This is a genomic window from Gammaproteobacteria bacterium (assembly GCA_027296625.1).
GTDB lineage: Bacteria > Pseudomonadota > Gammaproteobacteria > JAKEHO01 > JAKEHO01 > JAKEHO01.
The window spans coordinates 1-17,033 of record JAPUIX010000056.1 but is presented as its reverse complement, the minus strand read 5'-3'; the positions used below and the strand labels follow the sequence as shown (position 1 = coordinate 17,033).

At 51.0% G+C, this 17,033-nt stretch carries 17 protein-coding genes and 1 tRNA gene; 17 read left to right on the top strand and 1 reads right to left on the bottom strand.

The genetic code is table 11. The annotated features are described in order from the left end of the window. Nucleotides 1–153: 153 nt before the first annotated feature. From O6944_03110 to O6944_03080, 7 genes are all read left to right on the top strand, one after another. A complete protein-coding gene (locus tag O6944_03110; protein ID MCZ6718129.1) occupies nucleotides 154–2,580 on the top strand; it encodes a penicillin-binding protein 1A in 2,427 nt (808 codons plus the stop codon). Between the two features lie 6 nt (nucleotides 2,581–2,586). Then, complete coding sequence (locus O6944_03105; protein MCZ6718128.1) at nucleotides 2,587–3,222, top strand: hypothetical protein; 636 nt, start codon at nucleotides 2,587–2,589, stop codon at nucleotides 3,220–3,222. A 15-nt stretch (nucleotides 3,223–3,237) separates the two neighbouring features. Next, nucleotides 3,238–5,454 (top strand): primosomal protein N', encoded by a 2,217-nt coding sequence (locus O6944_03100; protein ID MCZ6718127.1) that lies wholly within the window; start codon nucleotides 3,238–3,240, stop codon nucleotides 5,452–5,454. 152 nt (nucleotides 5,455–5,606) lie between these two features. After that, complete coding sequence (argS, locus tag O6944_03095; GenBank protein ID MCZ6718126.1) at nucleotides 5,607–7,349, top strand: arginine--tRNA ligase; 1,743 nt, start codon at nucleotides 5,607–5,609, stop codon at nucleotides 7,347–7,349. A 35-nt stretch (nucleotides 7,350–7,384) separates the two neighbouring features. After that, nucleotides 7,385–7,945 (top strand): SPOR domain-containing protein, encoded by a 561-nt coding sequence (locus O6944_03090; GenBank protein MCZ6718125.1) that lies wholly within the window; start codon nucleotides 7,385–7,387, stop codon nucleotides 7,943–7,945. Nucleotides 7,946–8,081: 136 nt separating this feature from the next. Further along, nucleotides 8,082–8,894 carry a cyclase family protein gene (locus tag O6944_03085; protein MCZ6718124.1) on the top strand — a complete coding sequence of 271 codons (813 nt, stop codon included), beginning with the start codon at nucleotides 8,082–8,084 and terminating at the stop codon, nucleotides 8,892–8,894. A gap of 328 nt (nucleotides 8,895–9,222) precedes the next feature. Further along, nucleotides 9,223–9,804 (top strand): FkbM family methyltransferase, encoded by a 582-nt coding sequence (locus tag O6944_03080; GenBank protein MCZ6718123.1) that lies wholly within the window; start codon nucleotides 9,223–9,225, stop codon nucleotides 9,802–9,804. Nucleotides 9,805–9,947: 143 nt separating this feature from the next. Here the strand turns inward: O6944_03080 and O6944_03075 are convergent. Further along, nucleotides 9,948–10,021, bottom strand: a tRNA-Gly gene (locus O6944_03075). Nucleotides 10,022–10,536: 515 nt separating this feature from the next. On the opposite strand from O6944_03075, the gene O6944_03070 reads away from it, so the two are divergent. From O6944_03070 to O6944_03025, 10 genes are all read left to right on the top strand, one after another. After that, on the top strand, nucleotides 10,537–10,947 hold the full coding sequence (locus O6944_03070; protein ID MCZ6718122.1) for a response regulator: 411 nt from the start codon (nucleotides 10,537–10,539) through the stop codon (nucleotides 10,945–10,947). Further along, complete coding sequence (locus O6944_03065; protein ID MCZ6718121.1) at nucleotides 10,940–11,851, top strand: MBL fold metallo-hydrolase; 912 nt, start codon at nucleotides 10,940–10,942, stop codon at nucleotides 11,849–11,851. Before O6944_03070 ends, O6944_03065 begins: the two co-directional genes overlap by 8 nt. Before the next feature lie 90 nt (nucleotides 11,852–11,941). Next, nucleotides 11,942–12,139, top strand: coding sequence for a sulfur carrier protein ThiS (thiS, locus tag O6944_03060; GenBank protein ID MCZ6718120.1), 198 nt, complete (start codon nucleotides 11,942–11,944; stop codon nucleotides 12,137–12,139). Between the two features lie 54 nt (nucleotides 12,140–12,193). Beyond that, on the top strand, nucleotides 12,194–13,000 hold the full coding sequence (locus O6944_03055; protein MCZ6718119.1) for a thiazole synthase: 807 nt from the start codon (nucleotides 12,194–12,196) through the stop codon (nucleotides 12,998–13,000). A gap of 76 nt (nucleotides 13,001–13,076) precedes the next feature. Beyond that, a complete protein-coding gene (gene trmB, locus O6944_03050; protein ID MCZ6718118.1) occupies nucleotides 13,077–13,808 on the top strand; it encodes a tRNA (guanosine(46)-N7)-methyltransferase TrmB in 732 nt (243 codons plus the stop codon). A 48-nt stretch (nucleotides 13,809–13,856) separates the two neighbouring features. Then, nucleotides 13,857–14,657, top strand: coding sequence for a 3'(2'),5'-bisphosphate nucleotidase CysQ (cysQ, locus tag O6944_03045; GenBank protein MCZ6718117.1), 801 nt, complete (start codon nucleotides 13,857–13,859; stop codon nucleotides 14,655–14,657). A gap of 61 nt (nucleotides 14,658–14,718) precedes the next feature. After that, complete coding sequence (locus O6944_03040; protein ID MCZ6718116.1) at nucleotides 14,719–15,225, top strand: tetratricopeptide repeat protein; 507 nt, start codon at nucleotides 14,719–14,721, stop codon at nucleotides 15,223–15,225. 3 nt (nucleotides 15,226–15,228) lie between these two features. Further along, nucleotides 15,229–15,777: an isoprenylcysteine carboxylmethyltransferase family protein gene (locus O6944_03035; GenBank protein ID MCZ6718115.1), complete on the top strand. Its 549-nt coding sequence runs from the start codon at nucleotides 15,229–15,231 to the stop codon at nucleotides 15,775–15,777. Nucleotides 15,778–15,825: 48 nt separating this feature from the next. Further along, nucleotides 15,826–16,704 (top strand): DUF547 domain-containing protein, encoded by an 879-nt coding sequence (locus O6944_03030; GenBank protein ID MCZ6718114.1) that lies wholly within the window; start codon nucleotides 15,826–15,828, stop codon nucleotides 16,702–16,704. 8 nt (nucleotides 16,705–16,712) lie between these two features. Then, nucleotides 16,713–17,033 (top strand): hypothetical protein (locus tag O6944_03025; GenBank protein MCZ6718113.1); only part of this gene is annotated, 321 nt, incomplete at its 3' end.

Below are 17,033 nucleotides of genomic sequence, written 5' to 3'. Positions count from 1 at the left end.
CCCATAACTTTAAATTGCAATGCTAGACTATAGTCAAGCGAAAGTTAAAAAACAAATACTTTAGCTCGCAAATTTCATGGACTTTATCATATGTTTAACTTAACGTGCCTTCATACACTATATATCGCGGTAGTAATGTAATTAATACCCAACATGTTGCGGCTTGTATTCAATCTTCTCCTAGTCGTCTTATTCTCAGCCGTGGTCTTGGCGGCAGGCACGCTTTGGTACGTATTGCCAAAGCTGCCCGGTATCGAAGTGCTCAAGAATGTCCAGATGCAGGTACCGCTACGGGTGTACACCCAGGATTTCTCCCTAATATCAGAATTTGGTGAGCAACGACGGGCGCCGCTGGCCCTCAGTGAGGTGCCCCCACAATTGATTCGAGCGGTTCTGGCAGCGGAGGATGATCGTTACTACGACCACCCCGGGGTAGATTGGCAGGGGCTATTGCGTGCCGCGATCCAGCTCGTTAGAACGGGTGAAAAGACACAGGGCGGAAGTACCATCACGATGCAAGTGGCACGCAATTTTTTCCTTACTCGGGAGAAGACCTACTTGCGTAAATTGAACGAGATTCTCCTCGCCCTGAAGATAGAGCGGGAACTTTCGAAAGCTGCCATTCTTGAGTTATACCTCAACAAGATCTATCTCGGGCACAGGGCCTATGGGGTTGCAGCCGCAGCCCAAGTCTACTATGGAACCGACATCCGGTCCCTTACGCTACCGCAGTTTGCCATGATCGCGGGCCTTCCGAAGGCCCCGTCGACGACTAATCCTGTCACTAATCCGGCACGGGCGATTGAGCGGAGAAACTATGTACTCGGGCGAATGCTTGAACTGGGGTACATCACCATGCAGGAATATACGGACGCCATTGACGCTCCGGTCATTGCGAGCCTGCACAGCCCGGCGGTGAAGGTGAAAGCCCCTTATATTGCCGAGATGGTGCGGGCATACATGCTCAAGAATTATGGGGTGGCTGCCTATACGGCTGGGTATCGTGTGTTTACGACGGTGAGTGATCGCTTACAAACAGCAGCCAACAGGAGCCTCAGCGAGGCCTTGCTCGAGTACGCCAAACGCCACGGTTACCGCGGGCCGGAGCACCATGTTGAGCTTGAAATGGAGGCTGAGGAGGACAGCTGGTTAACTCAGCTTGAGGGAGTTGCTCGGTTAGGCGATCTGTTCCCGGCATTGGTCGTCGACTTGGACGAGCAATCAGTGATCGCCTATCTGCCAGACGTCGGTCCGGTGATTATTGAATGGTCCGGCCTGTCTTGGGCGCGGCCATATGTTAACGAAAACCGCCGTGGTCCAGCGCCTAAAAAAGCGGCGGACATCCTTAGCGTGGGTGATGTCATCCATGTGCAGTTGACGGAAGATGGGCAATGGCGGCTTGCGCAGATCCCGGCGATCGAAGGCGGTCTGGTTGCGATGAGACCAGATGACGGAGCGATACTTGCGCTGGTTGGAGGATATGATTTTCAACGAAGCAAGTTCAATCGAGTGACGCAAGCCCGACGCCAGCCGGGATCGAGCTTTAAGCCGTTTATTTATTCTGCTGCGCTCGAGTCGGGCTATACGGCGGCGAGTCTCATTAATGATGCACCAGTAGTATTTGATGACCCAGGGCTTGAGGCAGTTTGGCGACCTGAAAACTATAGCGGCAGAACACACGGCCCCACGCGATTGCGGGAAGCACTGACCCATTCACGTAACCTAGTTTCGATACGGCTTCTAAACGCTATTGGTGTCTCGAACGCTATCGAATATCTTGGTCGCTTCGGTTTTAATACTGAACAACTGCCAAGAAATTTGTCTCTAGCACTCGGCAGCGGTGCGCTTAGTCCCTTAGAACTTGCAACTGGCTTCGCCGTCTTCGCTAACGGTGGATATTTAGTTCAACCGTATTTTATCGACAGAATTGAGACGGACGATGGCCGCATCGTTATGCGAGCCCAACCAAAGACAGTCTGCCATGATTGCAAATCTGCCGACTTTGCGGAAGACACCTCGGCATTACTGGTCAGCATAGACGATTCAACCTTGATGCTATTGGAAGCTGATGAGGTTAACGCAGACAGTGTTATCAGTCCACAGAATGCATGGATCATTAACTCAATGATGCGTGACGTGATCCGTCGAGGGACTGGGCGGCGTGCGCGAGAAGTGGGTCGCGATGATCTTGCGGGGAAAACGGGCACAACAAATGACCAGCGAGATGCGTGGTTTTCCGGCTTCAATACGGAACTGGTTGCTACTGCGTGGGTGGGCTTCGATCAATTTCAGCCGCTTGGCGATCGCGAGACCGGTGCATACGCGGCACTGCCGATGTGGGTAAAATTTATGCGTAGTGCACTTAAAGACATATCTTCATCCCCATTGGAGCGTCCAACCGGCTTAGTTGCAGTGCGTATTGATCCTGATACGGGCGAACTTGCAAGCGCAGATAATTCGCGGGCGATATTCGAGATCTTCAGAAGTAATTATGTACCTGAAGGTCCTGCTAATAACCAAATGCCGACGACGCATAGCGACGAGCTTGGAGTAGAAGAGATTCCGGAACAGCTTTTTTGAATGGCGATGGCAACCCGCAATAAGAGCAGCGAACAGCAACTGCGCCAGCGCATAATGCATTTCGCCGCCCGTTTCATGGCCAAAGATGGTGTGGACAGCTATCTAGTGGCCAAACAAAAAGCTACTCAACAGATGGGTATCACGGCTAGTCACCACCTGCCCAGTAACCGCGAGATCGAGTTGGCGTTTCGGGAATATCAGCGCATCTTCCAAGGTAATACCCAGCCTCAGCAATTACACAAACTGCGCCTGGGCGCACGGGACGCCATGCGATTCTTTGAGCGGTTTAACCCGCGCCTCGTTGGACCCGTTCTCACCGGGAGCGCTGGTGAGTACACCGAGGTGACCCTTCACCTGTTTACTGATACACCGGAGAACGTGGGGCTGTTTTTGCTTGATCGCGCAATTGCTTACAAATTGGGGGAGCGGCATCTGCGTATCGACGCGAGCACAGTCACCTCAACGCCAGCGTATCGGTTCACTGCGGGTGATATTCCCATCGAGCTGGCAGTATTCCCGCTGAAGGGATTGCGCCAAGCCCCACAGAGTCCTGTTGATGGAAAGCCGATACGCCGGGCAAGCATTGCGAAGGTTGAGCTACTCATTGAAGAAGCCGAATGCGTAGATGGCCTTGCGATATGATATGCGGTCTTATCGATGACCCAGAGGCCATTGGTTATCTTGCAGGTTGCACTGCCTGCTCCCGTTCGCCGCTGTTTTGATTATCTTCCTCCCGCCGATTGTGACATCGATAGGTTGAGCCCCGGGATCCGCCTGCGCGTGCCGTTTGGTCCACGACACCGGGTCGGCCTATTGATGTCGATCACCGATAAATCTGAGCTGCTGCCAGAACAGCTTAAGGTGGCGGGTTCGGTTTTGGACAGCGAACCGTTGTTATCGACGAGTCACTTGTCTTTTCTGCGTTGGGCAAGTGATTACTACCATCACCCAATAGGGGAGGTGGTATTTACTTGTTTGCCGTCGCTGCTGCGCAAAGGCCGACCCGCCCGTCGACGAAGCGAGACCCGATGGCGCGTTACTGCTGAAGGCGGCCGCGTCCAAATTGATGATCTTAGACGTGCCCCACGTCAGGCGGGATTGTTGCAGTTCTTGCGGAAATATCCTGAAGGGGCGACGCGCAAGCAAATTTCCGAGCAGAGTCGTGGATGGCACGCCGTCATTCGATCACTAATTAAGAAAGGTTGGGTCGACGCGTATGAGAGCACATACAAACCAAGGGAAGACAATGAGCGCCTTGAGCCCGCGCTTGCGCTCAATACTGCTCAACATCAGGCTGTAGAAGCAATTCATTCATCTATTGGAAAGTTCCAGGCGTTTTTGTTGGATGGGGTTACTGGTAGCGGCAAGACTGAAGTTTATCTGCATGTAATCGACCGTATGATACGCGATGGTCGACAAGCTCTCGTGTTGATACCGGAAATCGGTTTAACACCTCAGATCATCTCCCGCTTCCGCCGACGGTTTTCTGTCCCGATTGCCGTGTTACATTCTGCGTTATCGGAACAGGAACGGTTGAGTGCATGGTTGATGGCTCGAGATGGTAGTGCATCGATCGTAATCGGCACTCGCTCCGCAGTTTGGACGCCGTTGCGTCGCCCGGGCGCGTTCATCGTCGACGAAGAGCATGATCTATCGTACAAACAGCAAGAAGGGTTTCGCTACTCCGCTCGTGACCTTGCCGTTGTGCGTGCGCAACGGGCAAAAGTTCCAATTTTACTCGGCACAGCCACACCGTCACTGGAATCGTTATATAACGCGGCTGAACAGCGCTACCAACATCTGATCCTTCCTGAACGGGCCGGCGGCGCGGTCGCTCCTAAGATTGAGGTAGTGGACGTTCGGCGTCGCCCTATGCAGGCAGCTGTCTCGGATTTTTTATTAGAGGCCACCACAGATCACCTCAAACAGGGACACCAAGTCCTGTTGTTTCTTAATCGGCGCGGTTATGCGCCTACTATGCTGTGCCATCACTGTGGCTCGGTCGCAGGCTGCCAGCGCTGCGATGTGCATATGACCTATCACAAACAGAGGGAAGTCCTGGTTTGCCACCACTGTGGAGCTGAGCGTCGGCCCGAGAAGTCTTGTCCGTCGTGCGGGGGTGCCGATCTGATCGCAGTGGGCTATGGAACGGAGCGTGTTGCGCAGATGTTAAAGGAAGTTTTCCCACAGACTGGGATCCTTCGGATTGACCGCGACAGCACGCGCCGCAAGGGTGCGATGCAGAACATGCTGGACGCCATTCAATCCGGTGGGGCCGGTATTTTGATTGGGACGCAGATGCTGGCGAAGGGCCACCACTTTCCGAATGTCACGCTTGTTGGCGTTGTCGATGCAGATAGCGGTTTGTTCGGAGCTGATTTTCGCTCCAGCGAACGCATGGCCCAGCTTATCATGCAAGTTGCCGGGCGTGCGGGACGTGCCGAATGTCCAGGAACCGTACTAATTCAGACGCACCATCCTGATCATCATTTATTAAGGTCATTGATAGAACATGGCTATAGGCAGTTTGCTCAAAATGCGCTCCTTGAGCGACGCGAGGCCGATCTGCCACCATATAGCCGTCTGGCGCTCTTGCGCGCAGAAGCGACCGGGCGGGACGCACCGAACAACTTTCTCGACGAAGCGCGAGCTGTGGCACTTAAGCTCGCGGATGATGGGAATAAAATTTTTGGACCTGTGGCAGCACCGATTGAACGGCGCGCCGGCCGTTACCGCGGCCAGTTATTGGTTCAAGCTCATACTCGCAGTACATTGCAGCACATGCTGAGTCCATGGATTCAGCAGCTTGAGCGTTTGAGATCGGCGCGTAAGGTACGGTGGTCGTTGGATGTGGATCCACAGGATATGTTGTGATGGTGAACAGGCAGCTACGTTGAGCCATTGTTGGTGCCGGGCCAACATATCGCTGAGGGGGCCTCACGCTCTCACGGCGAGGCACTCCTAATTTACCTTCTCCACTACAAAAGCGCACGTTACAATGTGCCGTTTGTTTGCAAGGGCTGCACTTGAAACGAAATTTGGAAAGATTGGTCCTGGATGCCTTGGCTACGTTGCAGCAAGATGGAGTGTTAAGTATCGATGATCGACCCGCGGTTCAGCTTGAGCGAACGCGCGATGCGAAACATGGTGACTTTGCCTGTAACATTGCAATGGTACTTGCCGCAGCATCGAAGCTTAAGCCCCGAGATATAGCAGCCAAGATCGCCGCTGCCATACCTGATTCCGATCTGGTGGAAAAGATTGAGGTTGCCGGACCGGGATTTATCAATTTCTTTCTCAAACCCGGCGCCTTTCAAAATATTCCGAAGGAGATTCTGGATGCAGGTGAGGCTTATGGACGCTCGGACTATGGGCAGGGCGGACGGGTCGTTGTCGAATTCGTCTCCGCGAATCCCACAGGCCCGCTGCACATAGGACACGGTCGGGGTGCGGCCTATGGGTCCACTGTGGCGAATCTGCTGGAGGCCATCGGTTTTACCGTGCAGCGCGAATATTATGTCAATGATGCTGGGCGGCAGACGGGCATCCTGGCGCTCAGTGTATGGCTGCGCTATCTAGAGAAATGCGGTGAAGATATCGCGTTTCCACCCAATGCGTATCAAGGCGAGTATATAAAAGAGATCGCCGCAACGCTCTACGAGCGAGATGGAAAATCGCTTTGTCACTCTGCGGACGCTGTAATGGGCGTCATCACGCCGGACATGGACGTGGAAGCACAACTGGATCGGTTGGTGGAGCAGGCTGGGAGACTTATTGGAAAAAATGCCTTTCGCAAGGTAACTGATTTAGCAGTTCAAATAATTTTAGAAGATATCCGAGATGATCTCGCTGCATTCGGCGTTGAGTTTGATACATGGTTTTATGAGCATGAGCTAGTCGATAGTAAGGCGGTCGATCAAGTAATCAATCGCCTTGGCGAACATATTTATGAAAAAGGTGGTGCCCGATGGTTCAGTGCCAAAAAGTTCCACGATGAAAAAGATCGTGTCGTGATTCGCGAAAATGGCCAGCCTACCTACTTTGCCTTAGATACCGCCTATCACCTGAACAAATTAGAAAGAGGCTTTGGCCGGATTATCGATGTATGGGGCGCAGATCATCATGGCTATGTGCCGAGACTGAAGGCAGCAATTGCTGCAATGGGTGAAGGCCCTGGCAAGTTGGATGTCTTGCTTATACAGTTCGTATCCCTCTATCGGGGAGGAAAGAAAGTCCAAATGTCTACCCGCGCTGGTGAGTTTGTGACCCTCAGAGAGTTGCGTGAAGAGGTGGGCTGTGATGCTGCGCGATTTTTCTACGTGTTGCGGAAGAGCGACCAGCACCTGGATTTCGATCTTGATCTTGCCAAGTCGCAGTCCAGTGATAACCCTGTGTATTACGTCCAATATGCACATGCAAGGATATGCAGTGTGATGAAGCAAATGGATCAGAAGCATCTTAAGTGGGACGCCGAAGAGGGCGCTCGGAATCTTTCGTTGTTAACTGAACAGCACGAACAGGCACTGTTGGCCACGCTGTTCCGTTATCCCGAAGTGATTGAGTCGGCGGCGCAGGGTGAGGAACCTCATCAGCTTGCCTACTATCTGCGGGATCTCGCCAATGACTTTCACACCTATTACAACACACACCAGTTCCTGGTGGAGTCATCGCCGTTGCGAAATGCCCGTATTAGTCTGATTCTCGCAACGCGCCAAGTATTGCACAATGGTCTTAGCCTATTGGGTGTGTCGGCACCGGAGGTAATGTAGTGGCCCGCGACTATAAACATGTACCAAAAGGAAAAGTGTCGCCGAAACGCGGTCACGAGTGGCCCTTGTTTGCACTGGGCCTTGGCATTGGCTTATTTGTCGCATTGATTGTGTTTTTAAAGCAGCATTCTCCAGTGATTGTGGAACAACCGGTGGTCCAGGAGAGCAGTGGCTCGGTGGACACACGTACGGTGCAGAAGGACACAAGCGATCCGCTTCCCCCGCCTCCCAAGCCGCGCTTTGATTTCTACACGATCCTTCCGGAGATGGAAGTCAAGGTACCTGACTGGGAGGTTGGCGAAGCGGGCCAGGCACAAGAGAAACCGCTCCAGCCGGGCATTTATGTCATTCAGGTGGGCTCGTTCCGCAACCTCGATGAGGCGGATCGTGTCAAGGCGCAATTGGAGTCCATGGGCATTCAGGCGGAAATACAGCGGGTCGTGATGAATGGCCAGGATACGTGGCACCGAGTCCGTATTGGCCCATTCAAGCATCTCGCAAGATTGGACGAAATGCGTGAGCGTCTGTTGGCCAACGATCTCGATTTCATGATGTTGCGGATAAAGACGGAGGATGAAACACGATTTCGCGACTGACGTGACTGACGGCGTCGATCCAACCCGATTCAGTGCTCAAGAGTAAAACGACATTGTGATGCTATGAAGAGTTGGGTCTCCAGTCTGTTGAAGTGCAGAGCGGGTGTTTCTATCTAATTTTGCTGGGAGGTGTGCTATGAACCGTGATATTTGTGCTTTTGTCATTAGCATATTGTTGATGGCAGCGCCTCACATATCACCAGCGGATACATTCAATCCGAGCAAATTTCACTTGATAGATCTTACGTATGCGTTTAATGAGGAGACGATTTACTGGCCAACCGCACCCACAACTTTCGAACTGAAAAAGCTTGCTTATGGGCAAACGGATAAAGGTTACTTTTATGCCGCCTACGCCATCTGTGCCCCGGAGCACGGTGGCACGCATCTTGATTCGCCGATTCACTTTTCTGAAGGACAACGGACGACAGACCAAATTCCACTTCAGCAGTTCATGGCGCATGCGGTTGTGATCGATGTTTCAACGCAGGCTGCGATCGATCGGGATTATCGACTCACCCGGCAAGACGTGCTTGAGTTTGAGGCGAAGCATGGGGTGATAGAACCCGGTACGATTGTCCTGCTTCGCACAGGATGGGGGGAATTTTGGCCTGATCGTAAGGCCTACCTGGGTGATGATACGCCCGGTGACGTGTCCAAGTTGCACTTTCCTGGTTACGGGGAGGCGGCGGCGCGGCTGCTGGTGGGAGAGAGGAAGGTTTCGGTCCTGGGTGCTGACGTCGCGTCAATTGATTATGGGAAATCAAAGGATTTTCCCGTACATCGGCTTGCGGCGGAAAATAATGTGTTGGGTCTTGAGAACCTCGCTAATCTCGAAAGGCTCCCTGCCCGGGGCGCTGTCGTCATTGCGTTACCCATGAAGATCGAGGGCGGGTCTGGCGGCCCAGTGCGGGCGATCGCCCTTTTGCCAAGCGAGGGCGGTCCATAACGGTTATGTCGCTGGGGTTGTGGCCTGCTGTTTTTCCGTCAAGCTGATTAGGAGCTTCGCGATTTCAATGATTACGATTTTGACCGGACAAGCGGCGAAGAGACTGGTTCAGCTCTATACATACAATTAATGCATTTAAGTAACTCGGTGTCGCCATATTTCACGGTGAATGAACGTGAGCTTTTTTGAGAAGTTAAGGTTTCTTTATCGCGCGTGGCGTTTTCGTTTATATGCCGATACATATGGCACATCATTTCTCTTAAGCCGTGAATTAGAAGGCAAAACCGCTGTAGACATAGGTGCTAATCGTGGCGTCTATTCTTATTGAATGCACAAAAAAGTAGGGTCTCAGGGATTTGTGATCGCCTTTGAACTTCAGCCCGAACTAGTGGCATACCTAGAGCAAGCGAGAAATAGTTTGAGGCTTACTCAACTAGAAATCGCAAATATTGCCCTATCATCTGTTATTGGAGAAAAAGAATTACTTCGCCCTAAACACCATTGGGGTGGGGCAAGCATGGAGTGGCGCCCGAATGGGCAGCTTGATAGCCTCAAGGTTGCGGTAACTACACTAGACAGCTACTTCCAAAATCACGATGCTCGACCGATAAGATTTATCAAATGTGATGTGGAGGGACATGAATACGACGTATTTCAAGGCGGAAAACAGATACTGCAAGAAGATCGTCCTGACTTATTGTTTGAATGTGGCTATGCCCAGGATCCAGAATGCAATGTGTTTTCCTATCTGATTAGTCTGGAGTACGACGGTTTTTGTTTCTATAAGCAGGGATTTGCTCCAGTATCGAAGTACAATCTACTGCGAAATTCAATGCATAAGAAAGCTCTTATCGACTTTGTTTTCGTCCCTAAGGAAAACTCAAGTGCCCTAACACGGTATTGCAGCTAATATCGCATCAATAGGTCCAAGATACTCTTTTCCTCGTTGCCGTAGGGCTTCAGTTGACAAATCGCCCGAGGCAAAAAATCTGTTTGAGTCGCCGCAAGCCGAATTGATGTTGGGCATGTTCTTGATTCGTAAGCAGCCGACGCTGGAGCGGGTGATGGGGATCGAACCCACGTTCTCAGCTTGGGAAGCTGATGTTCTACCATTGAACTACACCCGCTTTTTGCTACCTTTTATACGGACTTTCGCATAGTTCTGGTGCCTCCATACTATCGGCTAACGCCCATGTTGTCACATTCCGGGCTGTACGATGTGTGATGTTCCCGACTTCTAGCCTGCTGCGCTCTGAGGAAAAAATTGAGCGGGTGCTTACCCGAATTTGGCTATTTGCTGGATTCAGGGTAGGTGATTAGGAACAAAAGGAGTGCGTAGAGCTGAGACGACGCGCATGATGTAATGGTTACGTTCTTGGTGCGATCCTTGCCAGTCAAGCACACCACCAGAGGAGCCGTGACGCCCAGTCCGTCGCTGGCGCGCGCCAAAATTTAGTGTAATATTGCGATGTTACGAGCGATTCTGGTGCAGGGTGTGACTGGTTTGCCAATCCTCATGTGGGGTCACAGAGAAGAAATAGAAAAACCCTTTTTAAATTATTAACATACGTTGATTGTTGATTATTGAACCCGCTTCAGTGCTACTCTGCTGCTGAGTGCGACGGAAGGCTATAAGTTGATCATGGGAAACTCCGTGCCAATAGTCGTCGTGGTGGATGATACTTGGAGTGTACGATCCATGTTCGAGCGCAGTAGTGCGTCATTAAACATTGAGCTTGAAACCTTCGGGTCGGCGGCTGAGTCCATGTCGTATCTCGCGACGACTCAGCCTGAGCTGCTATTTCTGGACAATATCATGCCTGAGAAAGACGGCTTGACTTTTTTGCAGCAACTTAGGAACAACCCTCTCCATCGGAAAACGCCCGTGGTCATCATAAGCACCAAGGACTATGCTCAGGACAGATCTGTGGCAAAGGAACTGGGCGCTCTCGAATTTGTGGTTAAGCCCGTGGGCATGCAGGCCATAAGGGATCTGATCGTCAAATACACAAACGCAAATATGAAACGAGCCCATAACTCATCACATGGATAACGCCTATATCCGGTTTTGGGGTGTGAGGGGTTCCTATACAGCACCTTTCGCATCCCATATGAAGGTTGGCGGCAACACTTCATGTGTGGAAATCCGCGTAGGTGATGACATTCTTGTTTGTGATGCCGGTACTGGCATTATTCCCTTTGGCAATGCGATAGTAGCTCAAGACACGGTCCGTAATCTCATGCTAATCCTTACGCATTATCATTGGGATCATATCTGCGGGCTTCCATTTTTCATGCCAGCGTTTATGAAGGATTGGAACATCAAGATTTTCGGGCCGGGTCAATCTACTAAGGATATCGCGGAACAGCTTGCCGCCCAGATGCGAGCGCCTTACTTCCCCGTAGAGACAGAGCACTGGATGGCCAATGTCGAATATATGGATCCGGAGGATGGCGCAATTGAACATGGAACCATCGCGATAACCTATAATAACGTTCATCATCCAGGCATTACCTATGGCTATCGAATTCGCGTCTGTGGAAAAACAGTCGTATATATTTCTGATAACGAATGCTTTGTTGTAGAAAAGTCCATTAATCAGCGTTATCAGGAGTTTAATGAAGAAGAGCGGGCATTACTTGATAAGATGAAACAAGAAGAGCGTGACATCGAACGAGGCTTGATCAGTAATGCAGATATTCTCATCCATGATGCCCAATATACGCCGGCCGACTATGAAAAGAAGCGCAGTTGGGGCCATTCATGCTACGTTGATACGGTTAACTTTGCGATCGATGCGAATGTCCAGCATCTCTATCTTTACCATCACGATCCAAACTACACAGATGAAGATATAGACGCGATTCATCAACATTGTCGTGAAATAGTTCGTGAACGTGGTTCGTCGATCGAGTGTCATATTGCCAGGGAGGGAGTCGTCGTCGATCTAGTTTGATTAAAAAGATGTCTTAGGATTGAATGAGACGTCACCTATTCGTCCGGCAATCATCTCTAATTTTCAATACAATTCATTGAGTCTGCCTCGATGAAAATCATCGTTAATGGCGATAGGCGCACGGTGCCCGATCAATGCACCATCGCCGATCTTCTACAAAAATTGGACATCAGCGGCAGATTGGCGGTGGAAGTCAACGAGGAGATCGTACCGCGAAGTCGGTTCGAGGCCTACTCCCTTCAGAGCAATGATCGAGTCGAGATTGTACATGCCATCGGCGGTGGTTAGACGGCCAATCCGCACGGTATACTTTTTTAAGTTCAACTTGCCACATATCAGTCTATGACAGAAAATAATCCGCTAGTGGCCGACGACCCCTTGATTATTGAAGGCGTGACCTATCGGTCTCGCCTGTTGATTGGGACAGGTAAGTACCGCGATCTGACACAGACTCGCCTTGCAGTAGAAGCAAGTGGGGCACAGATTGTGACGGTGGCGATCCGTCGGACCAACATAGGTCAGGATCCGGATCAACCGAATCTTCTCGATGAGCTCCCACCGGGGAAGTACACTATCCTCCCTAACACCGCGGGTTGCTATGACGCTAAAACAGCCATACGCACATGTATGCTGGCGCGTGAATTGTTGGGGGGACACGATTTGGTCAAACTTGAAGTACTGGGCGATGAAAAGACACTCTTTCCAGACATTCCCGAAACACTCGTGGCGGCTAAGATTCTTATCGAGGAGGGCTTCAAGGTAATGGTATATACAACCGACGACCCGGTTAGTGCTATTCGACTAGAGCAAATGGGTTGTGTGGCTGTTATGCCCCTTGCAGCGCCGATTGGTTCGGGGCTTGGTATCCGCAATAGGTATAATATAAGAACTATCGTCGAAAATGCCCAAGTACCAATTTTGGTGGATGCCGGTGTTGGGACAGCGTCCGATGCAACCATCGCGATGGAACTCGGCTGTGATGGCGTGTTAATGAACACGGCTATTGCACAGGCAAAGAATCCCATATTGATGGCGACGGCGATGAAACAAGCAATTGAAGCAGGTCGTTGCGCCTATCTTGCGGGCCGCATGCCACGACGTGCCTACGCGAGCGCATCCTCTCCAATCGACGGAAGCTTTTTTGAATAGGGACAGTAACTCAGGTACATCCCGGATAAGTATCCCGCCATACGGTAGGGAGGGACATACTGAAGAGTGACTGTGGATGGCGTTGTCTCACAAGTCTCAGGCACCTCATCACCGCCGGTCTGTCCGAACCTACGTACGCAGAAATAGTTCCCGTATCACGGCAGCGCAGCGTCGTGCGCTTGATGATCTGTGGGATGTGTACGGTATTGAACCCGCGGACAAATCATTTGACTTTAACAAACTGTTTGGCCGCATTGCGCCACGCATACTGGATATCGGATCGGGTATGGGGAGTGCAACGGTAACCATGGCGCGCGAGCATCCGGAAAATGATTACCTGGCCATCGAAGTATATCGGCCGGGCGTAGGTCGCCTTTTGAACCGATTGAATGCCGAAGGATTGACCAACGTGCGCGTGGTTTGCCACGATGCGGTGGAAGTTCTCGAACATTGTGTTCAGACTAAAACCCTTGATGGTGTGTGTATCTTTTTTCCTGATCCGTGGCCCAAGAAGCGCCACCACAAGCGCCGCATGATCAGGGCCTCCTTTGCATCCCTTTTAGAAAAGAAACTCAAGACACACGGACGCGTATATATAGCCACAGATCTGGACGCCTATGCTGATGAGATACTCGGCATTTTGGACGCTCATCCGGGCTTCATTAATCTAGCTGGGCGAGGTTCCTTTGCGCCAAGGCCGCGGTGGCGCCCGCTAACAAAGTTTGAACAACGGGCTCATCGTTTGGGTCATAGGATATGGGACTTGGTTTATGCGCGTTCTGATAGGCACATAGACGGCCCGTTTTGACCGAGCCACTCTGATGTCATTATTTGGATGAGTATCCATGTGAGCGAAATGGATGAGGATCCACAGGAACTGTGTGAGTCGGTCATTGCCCTGGCGGCCAAGGCCGGTGTGCGGATCATCGAGATATATGAAACTGACTTCTCGGTGCTTGAGAAGGAAGACCGATCTCCGCTGACTGCAGCCGATATGGCCGCCCACGATATAATCGCTAAGGGGCTCTCTGATCTCACACCAACAATTCCTCTTCTATCAGAAGAATCCACGGATATTCCATTTGCCGAGCGCAAACAATGGTCCCGCTACTGGTTGGTTGATCCGCTTGATGGGACGCGGGAGTTTATCAAACGAAATGGGGAATTTACGGTCAATATTGCACTTATTGATAATCACTCCCCCGTACTCGGTGTCGTCTATGTACCTGTAACGGGTGTTTGTTATTTTGCAACGATAGGCAATGGCGCCTGCAAGCAGCTGCCTGACGAGGCGCCCGTCCAGATCCAGGTCCGCCGTAATTTCACGGGACGGCTTACTGTGGCCGTTAGCCGCTCGCATGGTAATGAGAGACAAACGACATTTGTTGCCAATTTGGATGATGTGGACTACATCGCGATTGGTAGTGCGCTGAAATCATGCCTCGTTGCTGAAGGTCGAGTGGATGTTTCGCCACGATTTGGTCCTACGTCGGAGTGGGACACAGCAGCAAGCCAGTGCGTAGTAGAAGAGGCAGGTGGACACGTGACAGATATGCATTTGAAGCCCTTGCGCTACAATACAAAAGCTTCGCTGCTTAATCCGGAGTTTCTTGTCTTTGCCGACAGTTCGAGGGACTGGTGCAAGTACTTGCCTTGAGGGCAAGGGAGACAGTAGGGATGGCATCTTTTTTATTAATTCCGTGAGTTGGAATTGCCATTTGTTTAGATCGGATCACAATCAGGCTGCCTACGGCAAGCGCCTCAACACAATCTGGATTCTTGGTGGACTTGTTGCGTTTATGGTTGCGGGCTGTGCCCAAGATGATGATCCATTGTCTGCGTTTGAGCACGGAGATTATCAGACTGCTTGCCAGCTATGGCGGCCGATGGCCGAAAACGGAGATGTTAATGCTCAAAACTATCTGGGCATGATGTATTACCTTGGTTTGGGTGTATCCCGGGACTATGGGACGGCGGTTAAGTGGTACACGATCGCGGCGATGCATGGCAATGCAAACGCCCAGCGCAACCTTGGCACGATGTATCATGAAGGACTCGGGGTTCCTCAGGACTATTTGAAGGCGTATGCTTGGTATTACGCCTCTGAGAAGCAGGGCAATAGGAGGGCCGGAATCTACATTCAATCGCTGACAGGTAAGTTAACGCCGAATCAGCAGATGAAGGCGAGGGCGCTTGTGCAGCAGTATATCTCGCACGGTGGGTGACAGTTGACTGAATACGTGGGTGCAGTTCCCATGGGCGTGTGGAAACACCTTTGGGCTATTCTCTTGCTTCCGGGGATCGTCACAATCGCCGTTCCTGGCGCGATAATTTTACTAACAGGCGAAATCGAATTCGGCTGGGGCCTAGCACGTCCATACGATCTGCTGCCGACGTTGTTCGGGTGCATACTCATAGGGCTTGGTTTCTTTCAAAAGATTAAGACTATTTCTTTATTTGCGACGGTTGGCGAGGGCACCCTCGCACCGTGGGATCCAACACGAATGCTTGTCGTTCGAGGGCCATATCGATATGTTCGAAATCCTATGATCAGTGGTGTTCTTGCGATCTTATTGGGTGAGGCACTAATCCTTGGGTCGCTGCCCTTGATCTACTGGTTCCTGCTCTTTTTTATTTTAAATGCTATTTACATTCCGTTGGTTGAAGAACGCGATCTTGTCCGCAGGTTTGGTAATGATTATTTAAATTACAAAAAAAATGTTTCTCGTTGGATCCCTCGCTTAAAGCCATGGAATTCTGCATCTGATGAGGATTAATGGTAGCGTGGCTTATATGCCTCCCGCACGGTGAACCAGTTAGGAAATATGCCAGTGCTGATCATTCGGTGGACTACGTTGGCACTTGGAACCGCGGTATCGGTACTATCGCTTACTGCTGGGGCCGTGACGCTTGCTGAAACCCTGCATTTGGAGAGATACGCCACGCAACAGTCACAAGCGCAGCGTTTATCAGTGGAGCACTATGCCTCCGTTCAGGATCCCTCGCCGACCGCGGTGGCCACAGGGTATTTTTCACACCAAGCGTTCGATCAGGTACTGCGTATTCATGTCGTGGATGGAATAGTCGATTATCCAGCTATTGCTGTCGATCCGCATTTTACTGATTATATCAATCAACTTAGCCATGCTAATCTTGATCAGTTAACGATGCACAAAGAAGAGCTGGCATTCTGGATAAATGCATACAATGCCCTGGTTATCAAAGGCATCCTGGATGGATACTCTCCAAGTACATTTTTTGGCAGGGTTCGCTTTTTTAAAATGCAGAAGTATAAGGTCGGCGGAGCAGAGGTCGATCTTTATTATTTAGAGCATGGAATACTGATACCATTAAAAGATTCGCGCATTCACTTTACTATCGTGTGTGCTTCGTCTTCGTGCCCAAAATTGCGTTCTGAAGCCTTTTCGATTGACCTATTGGAAATGCAGCTAGAGCAAAACGCAAAGGAGTTTATCAATGACTCAACGCGAAATCGTTTCGACCGTGAACAAAAGGTGGCGTATCTGTCGAAGATATTTGACTGGTTTGAGAGCGACTTCAAGCGCGACGCTGGTTCGGTGCAAGCGTATTTAGCGCGCTACGTAGACGACCCAAAACTGGCGCAGGAGTTAGAAAGCGGACTTTATCGGGTGAAATTTCTGGATTATGATTGGCGCTTAAATGGCACCCCACCTAACGGGTGATCTCGTTGTTGGTCCTTCCTGACCAAAATAGGCAAATTGCCCGTCTCTTCAGTTTTCTAATGCTCGGTGAGCGGTTAGCTCACGATTGCGCGGCCCAACAAGAGGCTATTACTTCAGATGCAAGCGTGCGTCGTTTTCTTTCTGCGCAGGCGCGCCAGGAAGGCCTCCACGCACAAGTATTTCAAAAGGCTATCACATGGCTTGCTCCCCGCGGCATCAATCGTTCTCCAGGATTCGCTCCGATTGAGCAGTACCGGAAATTGATTCAGGATGCTATTCGCCGTGAGGATTTCACTGAGACACTGCTTGCGCAGCAGGTCATCTTGGAA

What these genes read in the sequence shown, in the direction of transcription:
- O6944_03110 (MCZ6718129.1), top strand. Translation starts at nt 154, where the DNA reads ATGTTGCGGCTTGTATTCAATCTTCTCCTAGTCGTCTTATTCTCAGCC.
- O6944_03105 (MCZ6718128.1), top strand. Translation starts at nt 2,587, where the DNA reads ATGGCAACCCGCAATAAGAGCAGCGAACAGCAACTGCGCCAGCGCATA.
- O6944_03100 (MCZ6718127.1), top strand. Translation starts at nt 3,238, where the DNA reads ATGACCCAGAGGCCATTGGTTATCTTGCAGGTTGCACTGCCTGCTCCC.
- O6944_03085 (MCZ6718124.1), top strand. Translation starts at nt 8,082, where the DNA reads ATGAACCGTGATATTTGTGCTTTTGTCATTAGCATATTGTTGATGGCA.
- O6944_03080 (MCZ6718123.1), top strand. Translation starts at nt 9,223, where the DNA reads ATGCACAAAAAAGTAGGGTCTCAGGGATTTGTGATCGCCTTTGAACTT.
- O6944_03070 (MCZ6718122.1), top strand. Translation starts at nt 10,537, where the DNA reads ATGGGAAACTCCGTGCCAATAGTCGTCGTGGTGGATGATACTTGGAGT.
- O6944_03065 (MCZ6718121.1), top strand. Translation starts at nt 10,940, where the DNA reads ATGGATAACGCCTATATCCGGTTTTGGGGTGTGAGGGGTTCCTATACA.
- thiS (MCZ6718120.1), top strand. Translation starts at nt 11,942, where the DNA reads ATGAAAATCATCGTTAATGGCGATAGGCGCACGGTGCCCGATCAATGC.
- O6944_03055 (MCZ6718119.1), top strand. Translation starts at nt 12,194, where the DNA reads ATGACAGAAAATAATCCGCTAGTGGCCGACGACCCCTTGATTATTGAA.
- trmB (MCZ6718118.1), top strand. Translation starts at nt 13,077, where the DNA reads ATGGCGTTGTCTCACAAGTCTCAGGCACCTCATCACCGCCGGTCTGTC.
- cysQ (MCZ6718117.1), top strand. Translation starts at nt 13,857, where the DNA reads ATGGATGAGGATCCACAGGAACTGTGTGAGTCGGTCATTGCCCTGGCG.
- O6944_03030 (MCZ6718114.1), top strand. Translation starts at nt 15,826, where the DNA reads ATGCCAGTGCTGATCATTCGGTGGACTACGTTGGCACTTGGAACCGCG.